Below are 19418 nucleotides of genomic sequence, written 5' to 3' on the forward strand. Positions count from 1 at the left end.
TTATTATTTACCAAAAATACACAAATAGTGTACAAATGGTTCATTTCAGTAATTTATATGACAACTTGGACATATACTTCTCTTGTCTTTACGCTATAATTGTCACTTTTGTTGTTACATTTAGAATGTGTGTCAGTTTTTTAACATATCATTAAAAGAATTAGCGTGTCTTTATTGTTTCAATAAATCTATTAAAATTATTCGTATCCTTGTTTAGCGAAGCATTTTTAGTGCCTTGTGCAATCCTTTAATTAAGGTATCTACTTCGTGTTTGGTATTGTACATCGCAAATGATACCCTTGAAGTGCCCAAAATATTAAAACGGTTCATCAAAGGTTGTGTACAGTGGTGCCCAGTGCGTATGGCAATGCCCTCGGTATCGAGCAAAATACCAATATCATTGTGATGTACCCCCTCTACTATAAATGATATTACACTCACTTTGTTAGCCGCAGTACCTATGATTTTTAGCCCTTCTATTTCCTGCAATTGTGCAGAAGCATATTGTAGTAAGTCCTCTTCGTATTGAGCTATTTTTGCTTTGCCAATCGCAGCTATGTAGTCAAGCGCCTGTTTGAAGGCAATGCCATCAGCAATGTTAGGAGTACCTGCTTCAAACTTATGAGGCAAATCATTGAAAGTTGTTTTTTCAAAAGTAACATCTTTGATCATTTCACCACCACCGTGATAAGGAGGCATTGCTTCAAGCAGCTCTTTTTTGCCATATAAGGCACCTATTCCAGTAGGAGCGTATACTTTATGCCCAGAAAATGCATAAAAGTCTGCATTCAAGTCTTGTACATCAATGTTTAAATGTACCGATGCCTGAGCACCATCTACCAACACTTTGGCACCTACTTTATGCGCCATGGCAATCATTTCCTTCACAGGGTTTACGGTTCCCAACGAGTTAGAAGCATGCACAATAGAGACAATCTTGGTCTTTTCATTGAGCAGTTTCTCGTACTCATCAATTATAAGCTTGCCCTCATCTGTAATAGGAATTACTTTCAAGTGAGCCCCTTTTTCTTCGCATAGTAGCTGCCAGGGAACAATATTGGAGTGATGCTCCATCGTAGAAATAATTACTTCATCGCCTGCCTGAAGTTGTTGCCTGCCAAAAGTAGACGCCACCAAATTGATTGCTTCAGTTACACCTCTTACAAATACCACTTCTTCTGTAGAAGCTGCGTTTAGAAACTGGCGGACAGTTTCGCGGGTAGCCTCATACTCTTGTGTACCCTTAGAAGCAAGGTAATGAGCCCCCCGGTGAATATTGGCATTGGTAGTGAGGTAGTAATTATTCAATGCATCTAACACTACCTTGGGTTTTTGTGTGGTAGCCGCATTATCTAGGTATACCAAAGGTTTTCCATTCACCATTTGGGTGAGTAAGGGAAAATCTTCTCTGATTTTATTTATATCAAAGACAGCATTGGTTTCTGTATTTGTGTTCATAATATTCTGATTTTTAAGTGCCTCTGTTTTTAAAACAGTAGCTATAGATATAAGCAACTGTAGGGGGCTTTTGTTTTTAGATATTGATTGATTTTACTGAGAAAACAAACTTTATTTAGAATACTTCTATATAAAAAAAGGTTCCCAGGAACTGCAAAAGTACAGAGTAAGTTTGAGAAAACCATTGAATCAAAAAGCTTAGGAATGGTGTAAAAATAAATTTCTATAGTTTAATAAAATATTTTGTTGCTAGACGAGGCAAAAAATCGGCTAATAGCATCGCTATTCGGCTATTTTTTAACAAAGTATAGCCTCAAAAGATGAGGTTAAGAATGCGTATTTATTTTGGTACCATTCCTAAGGAATTGTTCAAAAATAAATTTACACTCTGAGGGGTGATTTTTCGCCTTGATACTTCGTTATTTTTATTGCCCGTAGCGCTGCTATGGGCGCAAAAAATAGCCTCGTCTCAAAACAAAACCTCTACCTCAAGAATGGTAATTTAATTTCTCACCATTCCTTATAGCCTTTGGTGGAGTTGTTGTTAACAAAAAATGCCACCCAACATATTGTCAGATGGCATTCTATAGGAAGATTTTTATGAGTTTTGCCTAGCTGTTTGATTACAGACTATTAATAAAACTTATAACGTTGATCTTCAATATCTGATAACTCTCTCACTGCCTGGTCTATATAAAAACGAGCAAGGCTTTGCGCACGAGTAAGCAACTCTTTTTGTTGTTTAGAGTAATCCTTGATTTCACCAGCAGGAGTAATCTTGGTTACTTCAAACATAAATACGCCAGTTTGGTCACCAACTGGCTTAGACACCGCCCCTTTAGTAGTACCAAAGGCATATCCAACTGCCAACGGGTTAAAGCCAGCTCCCTGAATAGAGCTATTGTCATAACTTGCGTTGTTCATTGTTTTTACCTGAGCCAACGAGCCGTACGATTTAGCAATAGATTCAAGGTTAGCGCCTTTGGCTGCTTTTAGTTTTTCTAAAATTTGCGCCTTTTTCTTCTCCTGACGAACCTTGTTGGTCAAAGCTTCACGGTTTGCTTCAATGCTCAACTCATCTTTTTCTGTAGCTCCAGTCAAAGCAGCTATGATGTATACATTTTGATCAGACAATTCAACAGGTTTGAATATCTCCCCTACTTTTGTCTCATCTTTGAATGCCCATCTGATAATTTCACGAGCCCCTTGATAGCTTCCCAGGTTAGTAGCCGAAGGTTGTAGCTTAGGCGCGGTATTTTTGATCAATTTAGGATTTTTTGCTGCATTGGCTCTCAACTCCTCCAGTGTTTTACTGTTATTTACCAGCTTATCAGTAGTTTTGAAAGCCTCATCAATCGTGCTTTTGCCTGGTAATAACGTTTTCTTGATAGTAGCTACTTTGTACAGCTTATTAGTACTAGGGTGTATCACTTTAATGATGTGATACCCATACACTGACTTTACTACTTTTGGAATAACACCTATTTTGTCAGTGCCTTTGATAGCCTCACTAAATGGCTTTACGAAAGTCTTTAAGTTTGACCAACCCAAAGCGCCTCCTTTGCCTTTAGTACCATCTGTATTGTAGGTATTTGCTTGATTTTCAAAATCACCAGGATTATCCAGTAATTTTTTGAGAATATCTTCAGCTTTTCTACGTGCACTATCCTGCTCACTTTGTTTCATGGTAGAGTCAGCCTTAATCAAAAGGTTAGAAACGTTGGCGTAATAGTTTGCTGTGTCAGCTTTAGTATCACTGATTTTGTAGATAGTGTAAGTATTTTTATTATTCAATGGACCTACCACTGCACCCTTGGTAAGCGTAGGTACAGTTTCCCATATTTCTTTAGGGAGTTTAGTTGGGTCTTGGAAATTCATGTTAGGAGGGTCATCAGAGTTGATGACAGCAAAAGCAGAATCGTTCTCAGCCTTTGCGAAGTCTTTAGCCGTCTGACGAATCAAGTTGGCAAACTTGGTGCTGTCTTCTGGCGAAGGGTCTATTGAAAGTGCATAATACTCAAGAGAACGCGTTTCTTGTGACTTGTATTCGTCAGCGTGATCTCTCATATAAGCTTCCAGTTCAGTGTCAGTTACTTTTACAGTTGAATCAGCTACACTACTATAAGGTACATACAAAAACTTAAAGTCTCCTTTAGTGTTTTTGTTAGTGTAGTCACGTTTGGCTTCTGCCTTGGTAATGTAGGTAGAGAACTGTAGCAAACTAGTGTATTTTTTTTGCAGGCGATCTTTACGAATTCCTTCTCTCAGTTGATTTCTCTGAGGGGCAGGTATGTTAGTCCAGTAACTTCCAGCCATTTGAGGGCTGTATTTACCCGTAGAGTCTTTAAAAGTACGAGTAAGTTGTTGAATTACTTGAGACTGAGAGTCACGCATTAATGAGTCACCCTGCAATATTTCTTTAATCTCTTGTGGAGTTACAGTTATGCCTAGTTCTTCAAATTGTGGTTGGTATGCTTTTTTAAATATAAAATCGCCCCACACTTGCTCACGAATGCTATTTCGTGTTTGATCATTAATAGGGTATCCCTGTCTCTGGTACTGAGCTTCTACAAAACTTACTCGGTTGTTAAAGTCTTGATATGAAACACGTTCACCCTGAATGTGCCCCACAGTCATGCTTTCAGGACCACCGCCCTGTAACATTTTACCAAATAAATCTGTAAGAATAAAAGCTGCAATCGCCAGTGCAATCACTAGCACAGCCAACCCAGATCGCCTTCTAATTGAATTAATGATAGCCATCTTCCTATATGCTTCGTTAAAAATTAAACAAAAAATATTGTGTCATTCACAGTAGGTTTTTTAGGATTCCGCAAAGATACGGATTCATGTGGAATGCTCGACATAGAATCATAGAAATATTGGGAATATTAGGAATTTCGGGAAACTTTTAGGGGGCTTTTTCGTTTTTTAGGCTTACTTTTATTTTTTTGCAACGACACCTTTACTGTGTCTATGCGTGCGCGGTCTTGTATACTTAAGATGGTAAAAACAAAAGGAGAATAGTGTAAAACCTGGTTAGGTTTTGGTATATCTTCGTTGAGGTGTAGTATTAGTCCGCCCAATGTGTCGTATTCATCTTCAGGCAAATCCCAATCATATCTATCATTTAAGTAGTCTATTTCGTGGCGGGCACTCAAAATAAAGTTATTCTCATCAATTTTTTTCTCTACCCATACTTCTTTATCGTGTTCGTCCTGTATCTCACCAAAAATCTCTTCTATTACATCTTCTATAGTCACAATACCTGAAGTTCCACCAAATTCATCAAAAATAAGTGCGATGCTTTTGTGTTCTGCTATAAACTGTGCCAGCAACTCCTGGGCAGGCATACTTTCGGGTACACTAATAATAGGAGTGATGATAGAGGCAATGTTTTCTGGTTTTTTAAACAAGTCAAGCGAGTGGCAGTATCCTATGATTGCATCAATATTTTCTTGATATACCAAAATTTTAGAGTGCCCCGAATCCTCAAATGCTTTACGCAGCTTAATCAAGGTATTGTTTTCTTCTACTGCTACAATCTCGGTACGGGGTACCATACACTCCCTTACTTTTATATCTCGGAACTCAAGGGCTGCCGAAAATATTTTGGGGTCTATTTCAGGGCTTTCGCTTGCCTCGTTGGTGTTAGGGGCTATATTGCTTACATACTTGTCAAGGTCTACCAGGTTGTATACTGCCCGGTCTTCAGAGTAATCAAGCCTAAAAATGTTGATAATGACAAACTTTGAAAAATTAACCATTAGGTATACAAACGGGAATAACATATAATAAAGCAATGACATCGGGATTGAGAGGAATGTCAACAGGCGGGTAGGGTTGATCAAAAAGATAGACTTAGGAAGAAATTCAGCCGTAATGAGTACAATAATAGTAGATAAGATAGTTTGGATAAATAATATATTGAACTCATTATTAATGCTTAGGGGCAAGTAGGCAAGCAACAGCGGATCTAAAATTTCGGCCATGTAAATGCCATATACTACCAATGTGACAGTATTACCCATCAATAAGGCTGCTATAAAGTAAGAAGATTTGTCGATAAAACGCGCCAGCAATCGTTCAGGAAGCTTGCCTTTTTGGCTTTGTAGCTCAATATGCAATTTATCGGCAGACACAAAAGCTATTTCGGTACCTGAGAAAAGGGCTGATAGTACCAGCGAAATAAGAACACCAATCGTTTGGTATAATTCCATGGATTATTTTCGGCGTTTTTTCTTTTTAGTATAGTTTGAATTGGACGCGTCTTTTTTGGGCTTTGTGCCAGTGGTTTTGTTGGGTGTTTGCTCTGCTACTGCAGCTTTTTCTTTTCGCTTTAATTTACGTGCTTGATAGCTAAATAAGCAAATGATTGAAAACATAAAAATCCAGTAACTTTCTTTTCCCTGGCCTGCAAAAACCTGATTGATGCCTATCACCAAAAAGCCAACAGATGCAGATAATAGAATAGAATCAACTAATTTCATTTTTTAATAAGTGTTTTCGACTATAAAGTAACTTCTTTTTGAGTGCTTTATACAACAAACTATTGTTTTACTGTAATAATTCCTTTGGGTTGTCCTATTTGGTAACGCTTTAGATCTTGTTGTGCTTCTATGCCTTTGCCAGCCAAGTTGTCTTTGGGGCTAGTGATTTTGATAGGAGCAGAGGTATAAAAAATTTTTTTGGTGGTATTCCAATGCAAGGTATCAGACAACAACGACTTATTTTCCAACAAATTTGTAACCACAACATTGCCTACGGCTGTCCAGAGTTTTTCTTTTTTGGAGTAAAAAGCAGAGTCTGCCACCAACCTGCCATTATTTTGCAATTGGGCATCATAAAAATTTACCGTTAAACCTTTTGGGAATACTCGATCTTCATTCTTATATTCTTGTTGCAAAGGAGTTCTAAGGTTAACCTTTACTTTACCCGAATCGCTGTAAAAAGCATTGACATTGGTAATTTCTATCAAAGGTCCTTTGTACTGAGAAGCTTTTCTAGTAGTGTCTTTGGTTTCGCAGGCAATTAGTCCAATTATAGAGCATAATATAACGAATACAAAAGAATATCGCATGAATGATATAAGTGAGTGTTGTTGTAATAATTGTTAGTTGGTAGCTACTATAGCCTCAAGCTTTAAGCGATAAGCTGCAAGTTAAAGCTGTTCTACAAATTTCCATGGTTTTATATCATGTTGATTTTTAGTGGTTTATAAAATTCGTAGATGAAAGCTTAAAGTACAGCATTTACTAATTTAAAACATACACTAAATGGAAAAACGTGGGAACCTTAAATAAAGAGAGTCCCACGTTTTTTTGTTTATAATGTTGATAGGAGCCTGACCAGCTATTGACCTACAATAGTTACAGTTTCTCCGATCCAGCAACCTACATTTACAGCTTTACCTGACATAGAGTGGGTAAACACTTCTTCTTTGGTTGGGAAATACTGTCTTGCTTTTGCCATACCACCACTGTTGCCAGCTTTCTGGAACATGTTATAAGCTGCAATGTATACAGCCTTGGCGTGACAAGGGTTTTTAGGGTTGGTACCATTACAGCTTTTACCGCTTGCCATATACATATAAGCTACCATATTGTAAGCTTTGCCTGCAATAGATGGGTTAAGCTTGGCGGCAGTGTAAGCATTTTTACGAGCAGCTCCGTAAGCCCCCATGCCTCTTTGCATGCCAGCTAACTGTAAATAACCATCTGCTTTTTTCTGGTCAGTATCAGCTAGTTCAATGGCTTTTTCCAAATACCCTTTTGCTTTTTGTTTATCATCACGATAAGCATTTACCAAGTTCATAGCACGACCATAAGTAGGCTTTTTCTTGAAAAGTTTCTCTGCCAACTCCAGAAACAAAGGCTTTTTAGTACAACGTTCTTCGCCTTCTTTAGCATTTTTACTTGCTTGAATCATACGAGCCAATACTTGCTCAATCATTTTTACATTTTCAGGGTCAGCTTTGTACTTAGGCACATAAAATTTGTATACAAAGTCGCAGTTCATCGTAATAACACTTGCCAGGTGAGCATTGAGTGTTTGTTTTGCTTTGTCCCACTTTGCGCCAGAGTTAGCCTCTGCTATCTTAGTCAATTCCTCGTGAAGGTTAAGCACCTCATCTTCGGTCAATTGATTGGCTTTTTTCTTGGCGGCAGCAATGCCCATATAATGAGATACTACGTTGGCTTCAGTCTTGTTACCGTTTAGCTTTACAATTTTTGCATATAGTTTATACAAATCTTCTGTGCGACGACCAGTCCAGTAATAAGGAGCATAATAAGCTTTATAAGACAACACTTTTGCTTCATTGCCAAAATACTTGATGCGTTGATCATACAAATCCATGGCTTTGTCCTGATACTTTACTTTGTTGGCTTTGTCAGTAGCTTTTTTTGCCAACCCATGGTATACCTGTATTCCTTTAATGTATACATTTTTGTGTAACTGTGGGTGATTTGCCAACAACCACTCTAAGGCAGGCAGGGCTGTCTCGTAGTTTTTTTGGCTGGCATTGTCACCTAATACAATAAATTTTTCTCTTACGTCTGAAGGCCAGTCATTAGGGTTACCACCTTTGATGCCTTTGGTAGGTTGTGCTTGGGCGTTTGTAAGACTAACAAACAACGCCATAAATACAAATAAGAATAGTGAACGTTTCATCGTGTTTTAAATTTTAATCAATTTTAGGTTTAACAAACCATCTATCATTAAGTGTAGCTCCCAAATGGATGCGTACGTATCTTTCCTGAACCAATCCATCAGATATACGGCCTTGTTGTCCTAGTACCACCGAAAGATTTAATAATGATCGGTTTTTTTGTACAGGTAACGAAACTCCAAAGCTAATCGACATATCTTGGACCTGTTCAGGATTGATGGGGTTTTGTTTATATTTAAATCCAGCTCTGTAAGTCACCCTCTTCCAATAATTGTTTAAGCTGCTTACGTTGGGGGTATACTCACCTCCTATTGCTACTCCGTAAATATTGCTTAAGTTGGTAGTAGAATTATTTACTTTGAAAGCTGACCAGTTTTCGAGTATCACATCTGCGCCTAATTGCCACCGGTAAGCTCTTTCTATGCTTGCGCCGAAGCGTAAGCGATTAGGCATGTCAATGCTGGTTGCCTGGTTATTAGTAAGTGTATCTTGAACTAAAATGATATCATTATCATTGCGACGGTCAAAAGATACAAAACGTTTGGCGTTAAGGTTTGTAGCCATGCTAAAGGTGCCTCCCAGGTTTAAAAACAGGTTTTTGCCCAGGTTTTGTTGGAATGACACGCCTGGTTCCAGTAATAAATCGTTTACACGAGTACGGTTAAAATAAGTAACAGTAGTACGTAGAGGGCTTGAACCTAAAAATAGCTCAGATGAGGACTCATTGATGATAGAACCAAACAACCAGTTAACCTTTAAGCCAATAAAAAGTTTTTTGAATATAGCCACACTATTAGTAATAAAAATAGAGTTCACACCTCCTTCGCCTTTTTGAGTCAAATCAGTAGAAAAATCGGAATTAACTATATTAATACGTGATCTTGACTCATAATTAATGGTACTATAAGGAGTAAGCCCTATTCCTGTTGCCCATACCTTGCCTATAGGAAAAGAGAGTGCAAGGTAGTTGTAACTACCCCCAGCATCTTGTTGTGAGTCATTGGTGTTTTTTAATGTTTTGACTTGTCCCAATACTCCTGCTTCAAAAACAGTCAGGCGGTTGCGGGCAAGTAGTGCAGGGTTTATGTTGTTATATATATTGAGTAAGCTTATAGAGTTGTTACTGACACCTACCCCTCCCATACCTGCTTGGTGAGAAAATGTGGAACCGAGCATTTCGCCAATACCCACTTGTGAATATGGAGAGTTACCAAAGTTCTGAGCGTAACTAATATGAAATAGCCCGCTTAGACATAGAATCAAAAATAATCTATGAAATTTACGACTTGAGTTTGTTTTCGACATTGTAGATTAATATTCTGTTCAACCCGATGAGTATCAAATTGGAGGCTACAAATATGGACTCTTTTATTTTTGATTCAAAAAAAGCAGCATCTCCCCCACATAAAATCGGCGCAAAATTACCAAAAATTTCACTATAACCCGCTATTACCCCTTCTATTTCGGCAACCAATCCATTTATTACCCCACTAAGCATCGCTTTTGGAGTGCTGGTACCTACCAGTGCTGGTCGTGTTGTTGCCGCCTCTATCAGTGGTAAACGATCGGTATAATGATGGAGGGCTTTAAAACGCATTTGTAAACCTAATGAAATACTCCCACCAAAATAATTGTTTTGTTGATCTATGAAATCATAAGTAATACAAGTGCCTGCATCTATTACCAAACAACTGTCCTGCGGGTAGAGCACCCTTGCACCCACAACACCTGCTATGCGGTCAGTGCCTAAAGTATGAGGGGTTTCATAATGGTTTATCATTGGCACTGGCAAAGTACTGTCCAGCACTACTACCTTGCTATATTGCTTGAGTTGATCAAGCAAGTTGTCAAGATTGCTTCTTACCGAAGAGATAATAATATAATGGGGTTGCTCTTTTTGTACCAGGTGTAAAATTGATTTTTCAGACAATTGTTCATGGTACTCAAGCATTTTTTGTTGCCTGAAAAAAGCGGCTTTTCCCGTTGTATTGCCTAAATCAATACACAAGTTCAGTGGATGCATTACGCGATTTTTTGTTAAGGCTTTGGTTGTATAAATAAATAGGAAGAATAAAATATTGATAATTTGGAATATTTGCTTTATTAGAAGAAGAATATTTGCTAATAAAAAAAGTGTGTGATTATCAACGTTTTATGCATGTATAATTACAAAGTTTTCCTATAAATTTGCACATTGCTTTTTATGACTACAAAAATAACATATATCTGTGGTCTTTACGCAGTCCAATGTTTTTTTGTCTCCTTTGGGTATGTAAGAAGCAGAACATTTTAAAATATATAGAAGTGGTAATGGTCAAAAAACCTTCTATATTTACTGACATATTTATAATTTAACCTCTAAAAACACAAGAAGTAAAATGAAGGATCTTTTAGCAAAATTTGAAAATAAACGCCCGGAAATTGTATTTGAGTGGCAGGATTCAGAAACAGAAGCTGAAGGTTGGGTGGTTATCAATTCATTGCGTAATGGCGCTGCTGGTGGAGGTACCCGAATGCGAAAGGGGTTGAATAAGCGAGAGGTTGAGTCGCTTGCTAAAACAATGGAAGTAAAGTTTACGGTTTCTGGCCCCCCTATAGGAGGAGCAAAATCAGGAATTAACTTTGATCCTAACGATCCGCGAAAGCATGGTGTATTGGAACGCTGGTATAAAGCAGTAATTCCATTGCTAAAAAATTATTATGGTACTGGTGGCGACTTGAATGTGGATGAAATAGCTGAGGTGATTCCCATTACCGAAGAATATGGCTTATGGCACCCACAAGAAGGGGTGGTAAATGGACACTACCATGCCAATGAGCCTCAAAAAATCAAAAAAATTGGTCAACTGCGTCAAGGCGTTTCTAAAGTCATAGAAAACCAAAATTATATTCCTTCCAATGCTGCCCACAAATATGTAGTGGCTGATATGATTACAGGTTATGGAGTAGCAGAAGCTGTAAAACACTATTACAATATTTGGGGTGGCGACTTTGTTGGTAAACGTGCCATTATACAAGGCTGGGGTAATGTAGGTGCCGCTGCTGCTGTATACCTTGCCAATATGGGAGTAAAAATAGTAGGTATTATTGATCGTGTGGGTGGCTTGTTAAACTCAGATGGCTTTAGTTTTGACGAGATAAAAACACTGTTTGTAAATAAGAATGGAAATAAACTGGTGGCCGATAAACTGGTTCCTTTTGACGAGGCCAACCAAAAAATATGGAGCATGGGTGCCGAAATCTTTATTCCAGCGGCAGCTTCTCGTTTGGTAACCAAAGCGCAGGTAGAGCAAATGATTGCCGCCAATTTGGAAGTGGTTTCGGCAGGTGCCAATGTGCCTTTTGCCGACGAAGAAATCTTCTTTGGACCTATCAGCGATTTTGCTGATACTCAGGTGGCTATTATTCCTGACTTTATTGCCAACTGTGGTATGGCCAGGGTATTTGGTTACTTAATGTCAGGTGAAGTAGAGCTCAGTGATGAGGGAATTTTTTCTGATACATCTGAGATCATCAAAGAGGCTTTGGCAAAAGTACAGGAGGCCCACCCCAATACTAAAAACATTGCAAAAGCAGCTTTCAAAATAGCCTTAGAGCAATTGGTATAAGTTACTAAAATAGTATATAGCAATAAGCAGTCAATTTTCTGAGTGATTCATCTTAGAATGTATTGACTGCTTATTTTATTTTGTATAATTTACCCCAAAAACTAATCGATAGCAGAAAAATGAAAAAAAAGTACTTTTTTATCCAGGTCGCCCTGCTGATATTTTTGAGTTTTGGTAGTTTGAAGCTCCAGGCGCAAAGCCGAAAATCGTCTAAAGATCACTTGGTACAGATTACCACTTCGTTTGGTGATATGTACCTTGTTTTATATGAAGATACCCCAAAACACAAGAATAACTTTATAAAACTAATCAAGAAAAAGTTTTATAAAGATTTATTATTTCACCGTATAATCAAAGGGTTTATGATTCAGGGGGGAGACCCCGATTCACGCAATGCTCCCAAGGGCAAAATGTTGGGCATGGGTGGATCAAACATGGCAAAAATAGAGGCAGAGTTTAGACCTAACCATATACATAAAAAAGGTGCGTTGGCAGCTGCACGTGATGGCAATCCCAAAAAGGCTTCTAATGCGTGTCAGTTTTACATAGTACAGGGCAGACCTGTAACAGATAAAGAATTGAACGCCATTGAACTACGCAAAGGTATAAAATACACCGATGAGCAACGCAAGGCTTATAAAACAGTTGGAGGGTTCCCTCCTTTAGATCAAGAGTATACGGTTTTTGGTGAAGTAGTGAAAGGTTTTGAGGTAATAGACAAAATAGCCCAACAAGAAAAAGACCGGGCAAATCGACCTTATAAAGATATAAAAATGGATATTAAGGTGCGAAAAATGCGCAAGAAGAAAATTACCCGAAAGTTTGGGTATAAATACAATCAGTAAGCTTTTTATGGCTGGAAAAAGTACAATAAATATTATTGAATTTAATCATAAGAGCAGTTATTCGAAACACAGATGGGTTGTTTTGAAATAACTGCTTTTTTTACGTTTTCTATTTTCTGTGATAGTTCAAAATAAGTAATAGCTCCACTATTTTATTTTTCCTTAGGAGGGTTACGGGTACTTAGATTTTAGGCAGGCAAGTGATGTTAAAACTTTCAAAAGATTGTCATTTTTGTATATACAGTGTTGCATAAATGCCGACAAAACGACTATATTTCGTCAAAGCACTGATATAACTATGAATCAACCAACAATAAAAAAAAATGCTTATAACTTCAGGTGGCTCTTACAAATGGCGTGGCGCGACAGCCGACGTAACTTGTCGCGTTTGTTGCTATTTACTGCTTCCATCATTTTGGGTATAGCTGCTTTGGTGGCCATCAACTCTTTTGGTAACAATATGCGTGCTTCTATTGACTCCCAATCTAAAGATTTATTAGGGGCTGATTTGGTCATTAGTAGTGCACAATCTCTTGATAAAAAAACGCGGGTAAAACAGTTGATTGACTCGTTAGCAGCCTTGGGCGAAGTGTCAGAAGAGGTCGCTTTTCTATCTATGATTTATCTGCCCAAAAGTCAAGGCAGTCGTTTGGTACGTGTGCGGGCACTCAAAGGCAACTACCCATTTTATGGCAAAATTGAAACTCAGCCAGTGTCTGCTGCTCAGACCTACTCAAGCCAACAACAAGCAATTGTAGACAACACTATTATGACCCAATACAGTGCAAAAGTGGGTGACTCGATACGCATTGGCAAAGTGACGTTCAGGGTGGCTGGGAGCATCTTTCAGATTCCAGGGCAAAGCGAACTAAGCACTACTGCCGTGCCGATTGTATACTTTCCTTTGAAATACTTGTCTCAAACCAATTTAATAAAAAAAGGAAGTCGTATCAATTATCGATATTATTTCAAACTGCCTCCCTCGGTCAATTTAGAGCAACTTGAGACACGCGTTAAACCTTTGCTGCAGCAAGAAAGCCTCCGTTTTGAGACGGTAGCCGATCGCAAGCAAAGAGTAGGGCGGGTGTTCGAGAACTTATCAGAGTTTTTTAATTTGGTGGCTTTTGTTGCCTTGCTTTTAGGCTGTTTAGGGGTGGCTAGTTCTGTACATGTGTATATCAAAGACAAACTTAAAACGGTAGCGGTTTTACGTTGTTTAGGTTTAAGCGGTAACCAGGCGTTTACCATTTATTTGTTGCAAATTGCATTGATGGGGTTTGCCGGAGCTTTTATTGGAGCTTGTTTGGGGGTGTTGGTTCAAGTGATATTACCAAAAATATTTAGTGATTTTTTGGTAGTTGATGTCACAATGAGTATTTCGTTCACTGCTGTATGGCAAGGTTTACGATAAATATTATTTGAAAGCCCACTGGTTTCAATCGTGGGATGAAAAATAATTGCCGAATGGCAAATGATTTTGTATATTTGGATCAATGAGATAGATGATAACCAAATCTTTCTCTCATCTTATGAAAACAATTGGTAGGGACAGATGCCAATGTCCGTTAACGTGAGCCGTTAGGCTGTGCGTTGGGCAAGAATCCCACTGGCTTTAGTCGTGGGAGTTGTCAATAACAGGCGTTGTAGTAGCAGTCTTGTTTGGTTTGTTACCCTTGTTAAGCATTAGAAAAATCTCTCCTCTGCGAACTTTACGGGCTTCAGTAGAAGAAAAAAAATCAAGCATTGACCCACTTCGTGGGTTGGTAATACTGTTGATTTTACTGTTTATTTTTGGGTTTGTTTATTTCCAGTTGCAGCGCATTGCTCCTGCATTTTTTTTTACGATTGCCTTATTGCTGGCTTTTTTGCTACTCAATGGGCTAGGGCGCACCGTGATGTGGTTGGTACGCAGGTTTTTTCCTGTATCCTGGAACTATCTTTGGCGCCAAAGCCTGGCCAATTTATACCGCCCCAACAATCAAACCCTCATTTTATTGGTATCTATAGGCTTGGGCACTGCCTTGATCACTACTTTGTATTTTACTCAAGGTTTGCTCATCAATCGGGTGGCACGCTCTGGCATCGAAGGGCAACCCAATATGGTGTTGTTTGATATTCAAAACAAAGACAAAGATGCGGTGGCAGATATTGTACGCAAGTTTAACCTAAAAGTGCAACAGCAAATGCCAGTAGTTACTATGCGTATTGCCAAAATCAATGGAAGAAGCAGAAAAGCTTTATTGAACGATCAACAAAGAAAAATACCCCGTTGGACTTTATACCGCGAATACCGCGTAACATATCGTGATACCATTAATACCGAACTGGAGAAAGTATCAAAGGGTACCTGGCAGGGTAAAGTGAGTAGTGTCAACGCGCCTATTTATATATCAGTAGATGAGCAACATGCTACACGAATGGGGCTGTCTATTGGCGACAAGATCACTTTTAATGTACAAGGGTTAATGGTACCTACTATTGTGGGTAGCCTCAGACAAATTAAGTGGGGTAGTTTCTCTCCAAACTTTTTGCTGTTGTTTCCAAAAGGAGTGTTAGAAGAAGCCCCTCAGTTTCATGTAATGATGATGCGGGTGCCCAATACCAGTGTATCGGGCAGGTTTCAAAAAGCCCTTGTAGAAAAATACCCTGGTATTTCTGTCATAGACCTGGGGCTGGTAGTCAAAACCATTGACGATGTATTGGGACAAGTGGCTTTTGTCATTCAGTTTATGGCGTTATTTAGCATTCTTACTGGTTTAGTGGTGTTGGCAGGATCGGTTATTATCAGTCGTTTTCAGCGGGTACAAGAAAGTGTGCTTTTGCGCACGTTGGGTGCCAGTCGCCGTCAAATTCTTTGGATCAATGTGTTAGAGTATTTCTTTTTGGGTAGCCTGGCTTCCTTGTCGGGTATTGTACTTGCCGTATTCAGTACCTATGCTTTGGCACATTTTGCTTTTAAAGTACCCTTCTATATCCACTACTGGTCTACCTTTGCGATCTACTTTATCATTACTGCTGTCACTATTATGATTGGTATGCTCAATAGTCGCGGAATATTAAACAAGCCACCGTTAGAGGTATTACGAAACGAGCATGCCTAGAGGCCATAGAAGTGGCAAGTAATGAGCGATTAGCTACAAGTAAGGGCAATGGGCATAGTATGATATATTTAATGCTGCCTAGGTACTTCATTAAGGTAAAATATTATATAATTTGATATGAAACATGGCACAAAACTCTCAAGAACCAATATGGACAATCCCTAATATACTTTCGTTGTATCGTTTGCTGGTTTTTCCTTTGATCCTTTACTTTATTGTGAGCCAACAAGAACAACTCTTTGTGGTTTTTATTGCCATCAGTCTCATTACCGATATTCTGGATGGAGCCATTGCCCGTGGGTTTAATATGCAAACCAAGCTAGGAGCAAAGCTTGACTCCTGGGCAGACTTAGGGGTATTTGTATTGGCTTTTTTTGCAGCGTATCAGTTTCGTCTGGCAGACATCAAAGGCTTGTACTGGCTTTTTATTTTGTACCTGTTTTGCTGGTTTTTGGCCTATTTGGTAGTGTTTATTAAGTTCAAAGGTTTGATAGGCTTGCATACTTATATGTTTAAGGTGACGGGCTATTTGCAAGGCATATTTATGTTTGTGTGGTTTGTTTTTGGGTTTCAAGCCTGGCTGTGTTACCTGGCACTGGGTTGGGGTACCCTTGCCTGTATTGAAGAAATTATTATTATTCTTATCATTCCTGAGCCTCGCTCCAATGTAAAGGGCTTGTACTGGGTCTTAAAAAATTAATCAATGCATCCTGTATTTTACTACCTTATGCCCTATATGCTCATCGGCATAGTGGGTATGGCATTGGGCAACCGCAAAGTACCGCCCAAAGAGCAACAGCAACGTTGGATAAAACTTGTCAGTTACCTTTGTATTATTCTAGGAGTCAAAATATGTATTTTGGCAGAGGGTTACTGGTTTATGGCTTTTGCCATATTATTGATGCTCGCCATTTTAGTTGAAGTGGTGGGTGTAGCTTGGCAAAACCCCTTGTCATTTGCTGCCTATGGGCAAATAGGGTTGTTATATCTTCTACTTGTTGCTGGATTTTTATTGTTTGCCTTTCGCTTACCTTCCACAGTTATTCTTACTGGTTATTTTGTGGTAGTTACATTTGATGGTTTTAGCCAGATAGCAGGACAACTTTTTGGCAAAACTCCCTTTTTTACCCACATTAGCCCCGCCAAAACCCGTGAAGGTTTTATAGGAGGAGCTTGTTTTGGTTTGACAGCTGCTTTGCTTGCCAAAACCTGGCTCGACTATGCCTGGTGGCAAGCCCTTGCTACTGGATTGGCAAGCATAGCGTTGGCGCTTGCGGGCGACCTTGCAGCCTCTTATTACAAACGACTGCACCAAGTCAAAGATTTTGGCAAAGTACTGCCAGGACAAGGCGGCATCACCGATCGTTTTGATAGTTTTTTGTGGGTAGGGGCAGGGTACGGTTATTTTGGTTGGTTTTTTATATAAGCAAACATAAAAAAGCCCTGACTTGATTTGCCAGGGTTGATACAGTGATATTTTTGTAAACCTTGTCAGGGTTTTTAATTAACAAGTTTATAAACACTTAAAAGCAAGTACTAAATATCCAGCACCTTTTCAGAGCTATGCATATTGTCAATGGGTTGCCTTTGCCTTGGTTAAAGCCTCTGCACTGGTAATGTTTTTACCCAAGCCACCCAAGTGAGGACAGTCTAACAACGATTGCATGCCTTTAAACTCTACTGGAGTTTTGGTATAACCATAATTATCGGCAAGGGTTTGAGTACTACGACTAGCGCCCATTCCCACCTCTACATCATGCATCGTAATCTGACAAGGGTGTTCATATCCGCAAGCGTGGGATATTTGTAATACCTCTTTGCGGAAAGCAGTCATATAATTATGAAAACGTACCGATTTGAAAGTAGGGTCAAGACCTGAAGACAACCACTTGTTTTGGGTAGCTACTCCCGCCGGACATTTGTTGGTGTGGCATACTTGCGCCTGGATACAACCAATAGACATCATAGGTTCGCGTGCCATCTGAATAAGGTCGGCACCCATGGCCATCGCCATTAAAGCTTTGGCTGGAAAGCCCAAACGACCAGAGGCAACAAATACAACCCTATCGGTAAGTCCTCGCTCTAAGAATATTTGATATACACTGGTAAAGGCAAAAGCAAAAGGCAATGATACATGGTCGGCAAAAGAGTGAGGCGCAGCCCCTGTACCACCTTCGCCTCCATCAATGGTAATAAAGTCGGGGCCTTTCCCCCGTTGTACCATCAGGTCGGCTAGTTCTTCCCACATTTTGAGTTGCCCCACCGCCGATTTAAAACCTACGGGTAAGCCCGTGTTTTCGGCAATGTCTTCTATAAAATCCAACATTTCGGGCACGTTGGTAAAAGCTGTGTGTGAGGCAGGCGATAATATGTCTTTGCCCATTGGAAGCCCACGTATTTCAGCAATTTCTTTGGTAATTTTAGAGGCGGGCAAAATGCCTCCTTTGCCTGGTTTGGCACCTTGCGACAATTTGATTTCAATTGCTCTGATAAAAGCGTTTTTTTCAACTAGTTCTACCAATTTGTCCATCGAAAAGTTACCATCTTTGTCACGTACCCCATAATAACCTGTACCAAAGTGAAACATTACATCGCTGCCGTGGCTGTGGTAAGGTGACAAGCTTCCTTCGCCTGTGTTATGATAACAACCGCTGGTTTGGGCACCTCGGTTGAGGGCTGTCACAGCATTTCGCGAAAGCGAGCCAAAACTCATGGCTGAGATATTGCCCACCGAATAGGGACGAAAAGGTCTTTTGCGTTGGTTGTATTCACCCATCACTTTGGCACAAGGCAAAAAATGAGGGTCTTTCAGGTTGGGGTGGTTTTCGGGAAGCTGGTAGGCAAACATGGCGGGGTTGATAAATACATGACCAGGAGCATAAATATCTTTATCGGTTCCAAAACCTTCATAGTTATTTTGCTTCTTCGATGAAGCATACACCCAAGAGCGTTGACTTCGGTTAAAGGGGAGCTCTTCGCGGTTGCTTGCTACAATATACTGTCTTAGCTCTGGACCTATCGACTCAAGCAAATAACGTAAGCGACCTACCACCGGAAAATTGTGCTTGATGGTTTGGCGTTTGTTCAAAATATCTCTGATTGCCATGTAGATGATCCAAATAGGTATGAGGACAAAAAGTATTGCCAGAAACTCAACCTCTAGAAACTCTAACTCAGTAATAAATTCTTTAAATCGCTGCATTTGTTATTGTAGATTTGACAAATAATAGTGAAAAGATTGTTTGGTGATGTATAGACATAACAGACATGTATTGTACCAAATGCCTGTTTGGTATAAATAAAAGGAATTTTATATGTTATCTTAAAACTCTACAGATTATTCGTTACCAAATGAAAACCTGTTTAGGGCATCATTGACTTGTTCTGGAGAGATGTCTTGTTGTTCAAAAAATCGCTGAGCAAGTTTGTAGTTAATGAGTTGTGCAAAGCCATTTAATATAAAATGCCTTGTTATTTTCCCTTTTCCTCCTCCCAGTTGTGCAATCCACTCAATAGTTTTATCCTGAGTAAGCTGATCCTCTATTTCATAAAAGTAGCCTGCGACAAAGTAAATGAGAGAAATAAGGTTTTTAACCACATTGTAGTCAGGTATCCTGTTATCTTCCCAACCTAAAACCTCCTTACAAAACTTAAATACCCCTTCAATCTTGGCTCTCTTGCAGTATAACTCAAACACCATTTGCGCCATTTGAAGCTGATCAACCTGCATATTAGT

The 19418-nt window shown here is 39.2% G+C and carries 16 protein-coding genes; 6 read left to right on the forward strand and 10 right to left on the reverse strand.

Going from position 1 to position 19418, the window contains the following annotated elements; genetic code table 11:
* Window positions 1-213: 213 nt before the first annotated feature.
* The 8 genes from Q0954_RS15765 to Q0954_RS15800 all read right to left on the reverse strand — a co-directional run bounded on the left by Q0954_RS15765 (window position 214) and on the right by Q0954_RS15800 (window position 10151).
* Entirely contained in the window at window positions 214-1458 is a 1245-nt protein-coding gene (locus tag Q0954_RS15765) for a cysteine desulfurase (protein ID WP_299458455.1), read from the reverse strand.
* A gap of 633 nt (window positions 1459-2091) precedes the next feature.
* Entirely contained in the window at window positions 2092-4221 is a 2130-nt protein-coding gene (locus Q0954_RS15770) for a SurA N-terminal domain-containing protein (RefSeq protein ID WP_299458456.1), read from the reverse strand.
* 128 nt (window positions 4222-4349) lie between these two features.
* On the reverse strand, window positions 4350-5678 hold the full coding sequence (locus Q0954_RS15775) for a hemolysin family protein (protein WP_299458457.1): 1329 nt from the start codon (window positions 5676-5678) through the stop codon (window positions 4350-4352).
* Window positions 5679-5681: 3 nt separating this feature from the next.
* Window positions 5682-5948 carry a hypothetical protein gene (locus Q0954_RS15780; RefSeq protein ID WP_002694717.1) on the reverse strand — a complete coding sequence of 89 codons (267 nt, stop codon included), beginning with the start codon at window positions 5946-5948 and terminating at the stop codon, window positions 5682-5684.
* A 59-nt stretch (window positions 5949-6007) separates the two neighbouring features.
* Window positions 6008-6538, reverse strand: coding sequence for an LPS export ABC transporter periplasmic protein LptC (gene lptC, locus Q0954_RS15785; protein WP_299458458.1), 531 nt, complete (start codon window positions 6536-6538; stop codon window positions 6008-6010).
* Between the two features lie 272 nt (window positions 6539-6810).
* Window positions 6811-8130 (reverse strand): hypothetical protein, encoded by a 1320-nt coding sequence (locus Q0954_RS15790; RefSeq protein ID WP_299458459.1) that lies wholly within the window; start codon window positions 8128-8130, stop codon window positions 6811-6813.
* Between the two features lie 13 nt (window positions 8131-8143).
* The gene (locus tag Q0954_RS15795) at window positions 8144-9433 is read right to left on the reverse strand and encodes a hypothetical protein (protein ID WP_299458460.1); all 1290 of its coding nucleotides are present in this window, start codon (window positions 9431-9433) and stop codon (window positions 8144-8146) included.
* The gene (locus tag Q0954_RS15800; RefSeq protein WP_299458461.1) at window positions 9408-10151 is read right to left on the reverse strand and encodes a type III pantothenate kinase; all 744 of its coding nucleotides are present in this window, start codon (window positions 10149-10151) and stop codon (window positions 9408-9410) included. The genes Q0954_RS15795 and Q0954_RS15800 overlap by 26 nt, the downstream gene beginning before the upstream one ends.
* Window positions 10152-10506: 355 nt before the next feature.
* On the opposite strand from Q0954_RS15800, the gene Q0954_RS15805 reads away from it, so the two are divergent.
* From Q0954_RS15805 to Q0954_RS15830, 6 genes are all read left to right on the forward strand, one after another.
* Entirely contained in the window at window positions 10507-11736 is a 1230-nt protein-coding gene (locus Q0954_RS15805; RefSeq protein ID WP_299458463.1) for a Glu/Leu/Phe/Val dehydrogenase dimerization domain-containing protein, read from the forward strand.
* Window positions 11737-11855: 119 nt separating this feature from the next.
* Window positions 11856-12581, forward strand: coding sequence for a peptidylprolyl isomerase (locus tag Q0954_RS15810; protein ID WP_299458464.1), 726 nt, complete (start codon window positions 11856-11858; stop codon window positions 12579-12581).
* Window positions 12582-12879: 298 nt separating this feature from the next.
* Entirely contained in the window at window positions 12880-13992 is a 1113-nt protein-coding gene (locus Q0954_RS15815) for an ABC transporter permease (RefSeq protein WP_299458465.1), read from the forward strand.
* A gap of 262 nt (window positions 13993-14254) precedes the next feature.
* Entirely contained in the window at window positions 14255-15682 is a 1428-nt protein-coding gene (locus Q0954_RS15820) for an FtsX-like permease family protein (protein ID WP_299458466.1), read from the forward strand.
* Between the two features lie 124 nt (window positions 15683-15806).
* Window positions 15807-16382, forward strand: a complete 576-nt coding sequence (locus tag Q0954_RS15825; RefSeq protein WP_299458467.1) for a CDP-alcohol phosphatidyltransferase family protein — start codon at window positions 15807-15809, stop codon at window positions 16380-16382.
* Between the two features lie 3 nt (window positions 16383-16385).
* Window positions 16386-17108, forward strand: coding sequence for a phosphatidate cytidylyltransferase (locus tag Q0954_RS15830; RefSeq protein WP_299458468.1), 723 nt, complete (start codon window positions 16386-16388; stop codon window positions 17106-17108).
* A 147-nt stretch (window positions 17109-17255) separates the two neighbouring features.
* Here the strand turns inward: Q0954_RS15830 and Q0954_RS15835 are convergent, their stop codons facing one another.
* Both Q0954_RS15835 and Q0954_RS15840 read right to left on the reverse strand, forming a co-directional pair.
* Complete coding sequence (locus tag Q0954_RS15835; RefSeq protein WP_299458469.1) at window positions 17256-18884, reverse strand: FMN-binding glutamate synthase family protein; 1629 nt, start codon at window positions 18882-18884, stop codon at window positions 17256-17258.
* A gap of 135 nt (window positions 18885-19019) precedes the next feature.
* Window positions 19020-19418 (reverse strand): transposase (locus Q0954_RS15840; protein WP_366916746.1); only part of this gene is annotated, 399 nt, incomplete at its 5' end.

This window comes from uncultured Microscilla sp. (genome assembly GCF_947493425.1).
Taxonomy (GTDB): domain Bacteria; phylum Bacteroidota; class Bacteroidia; order Cytophagales; family Microscillaceae; genus Microscilla.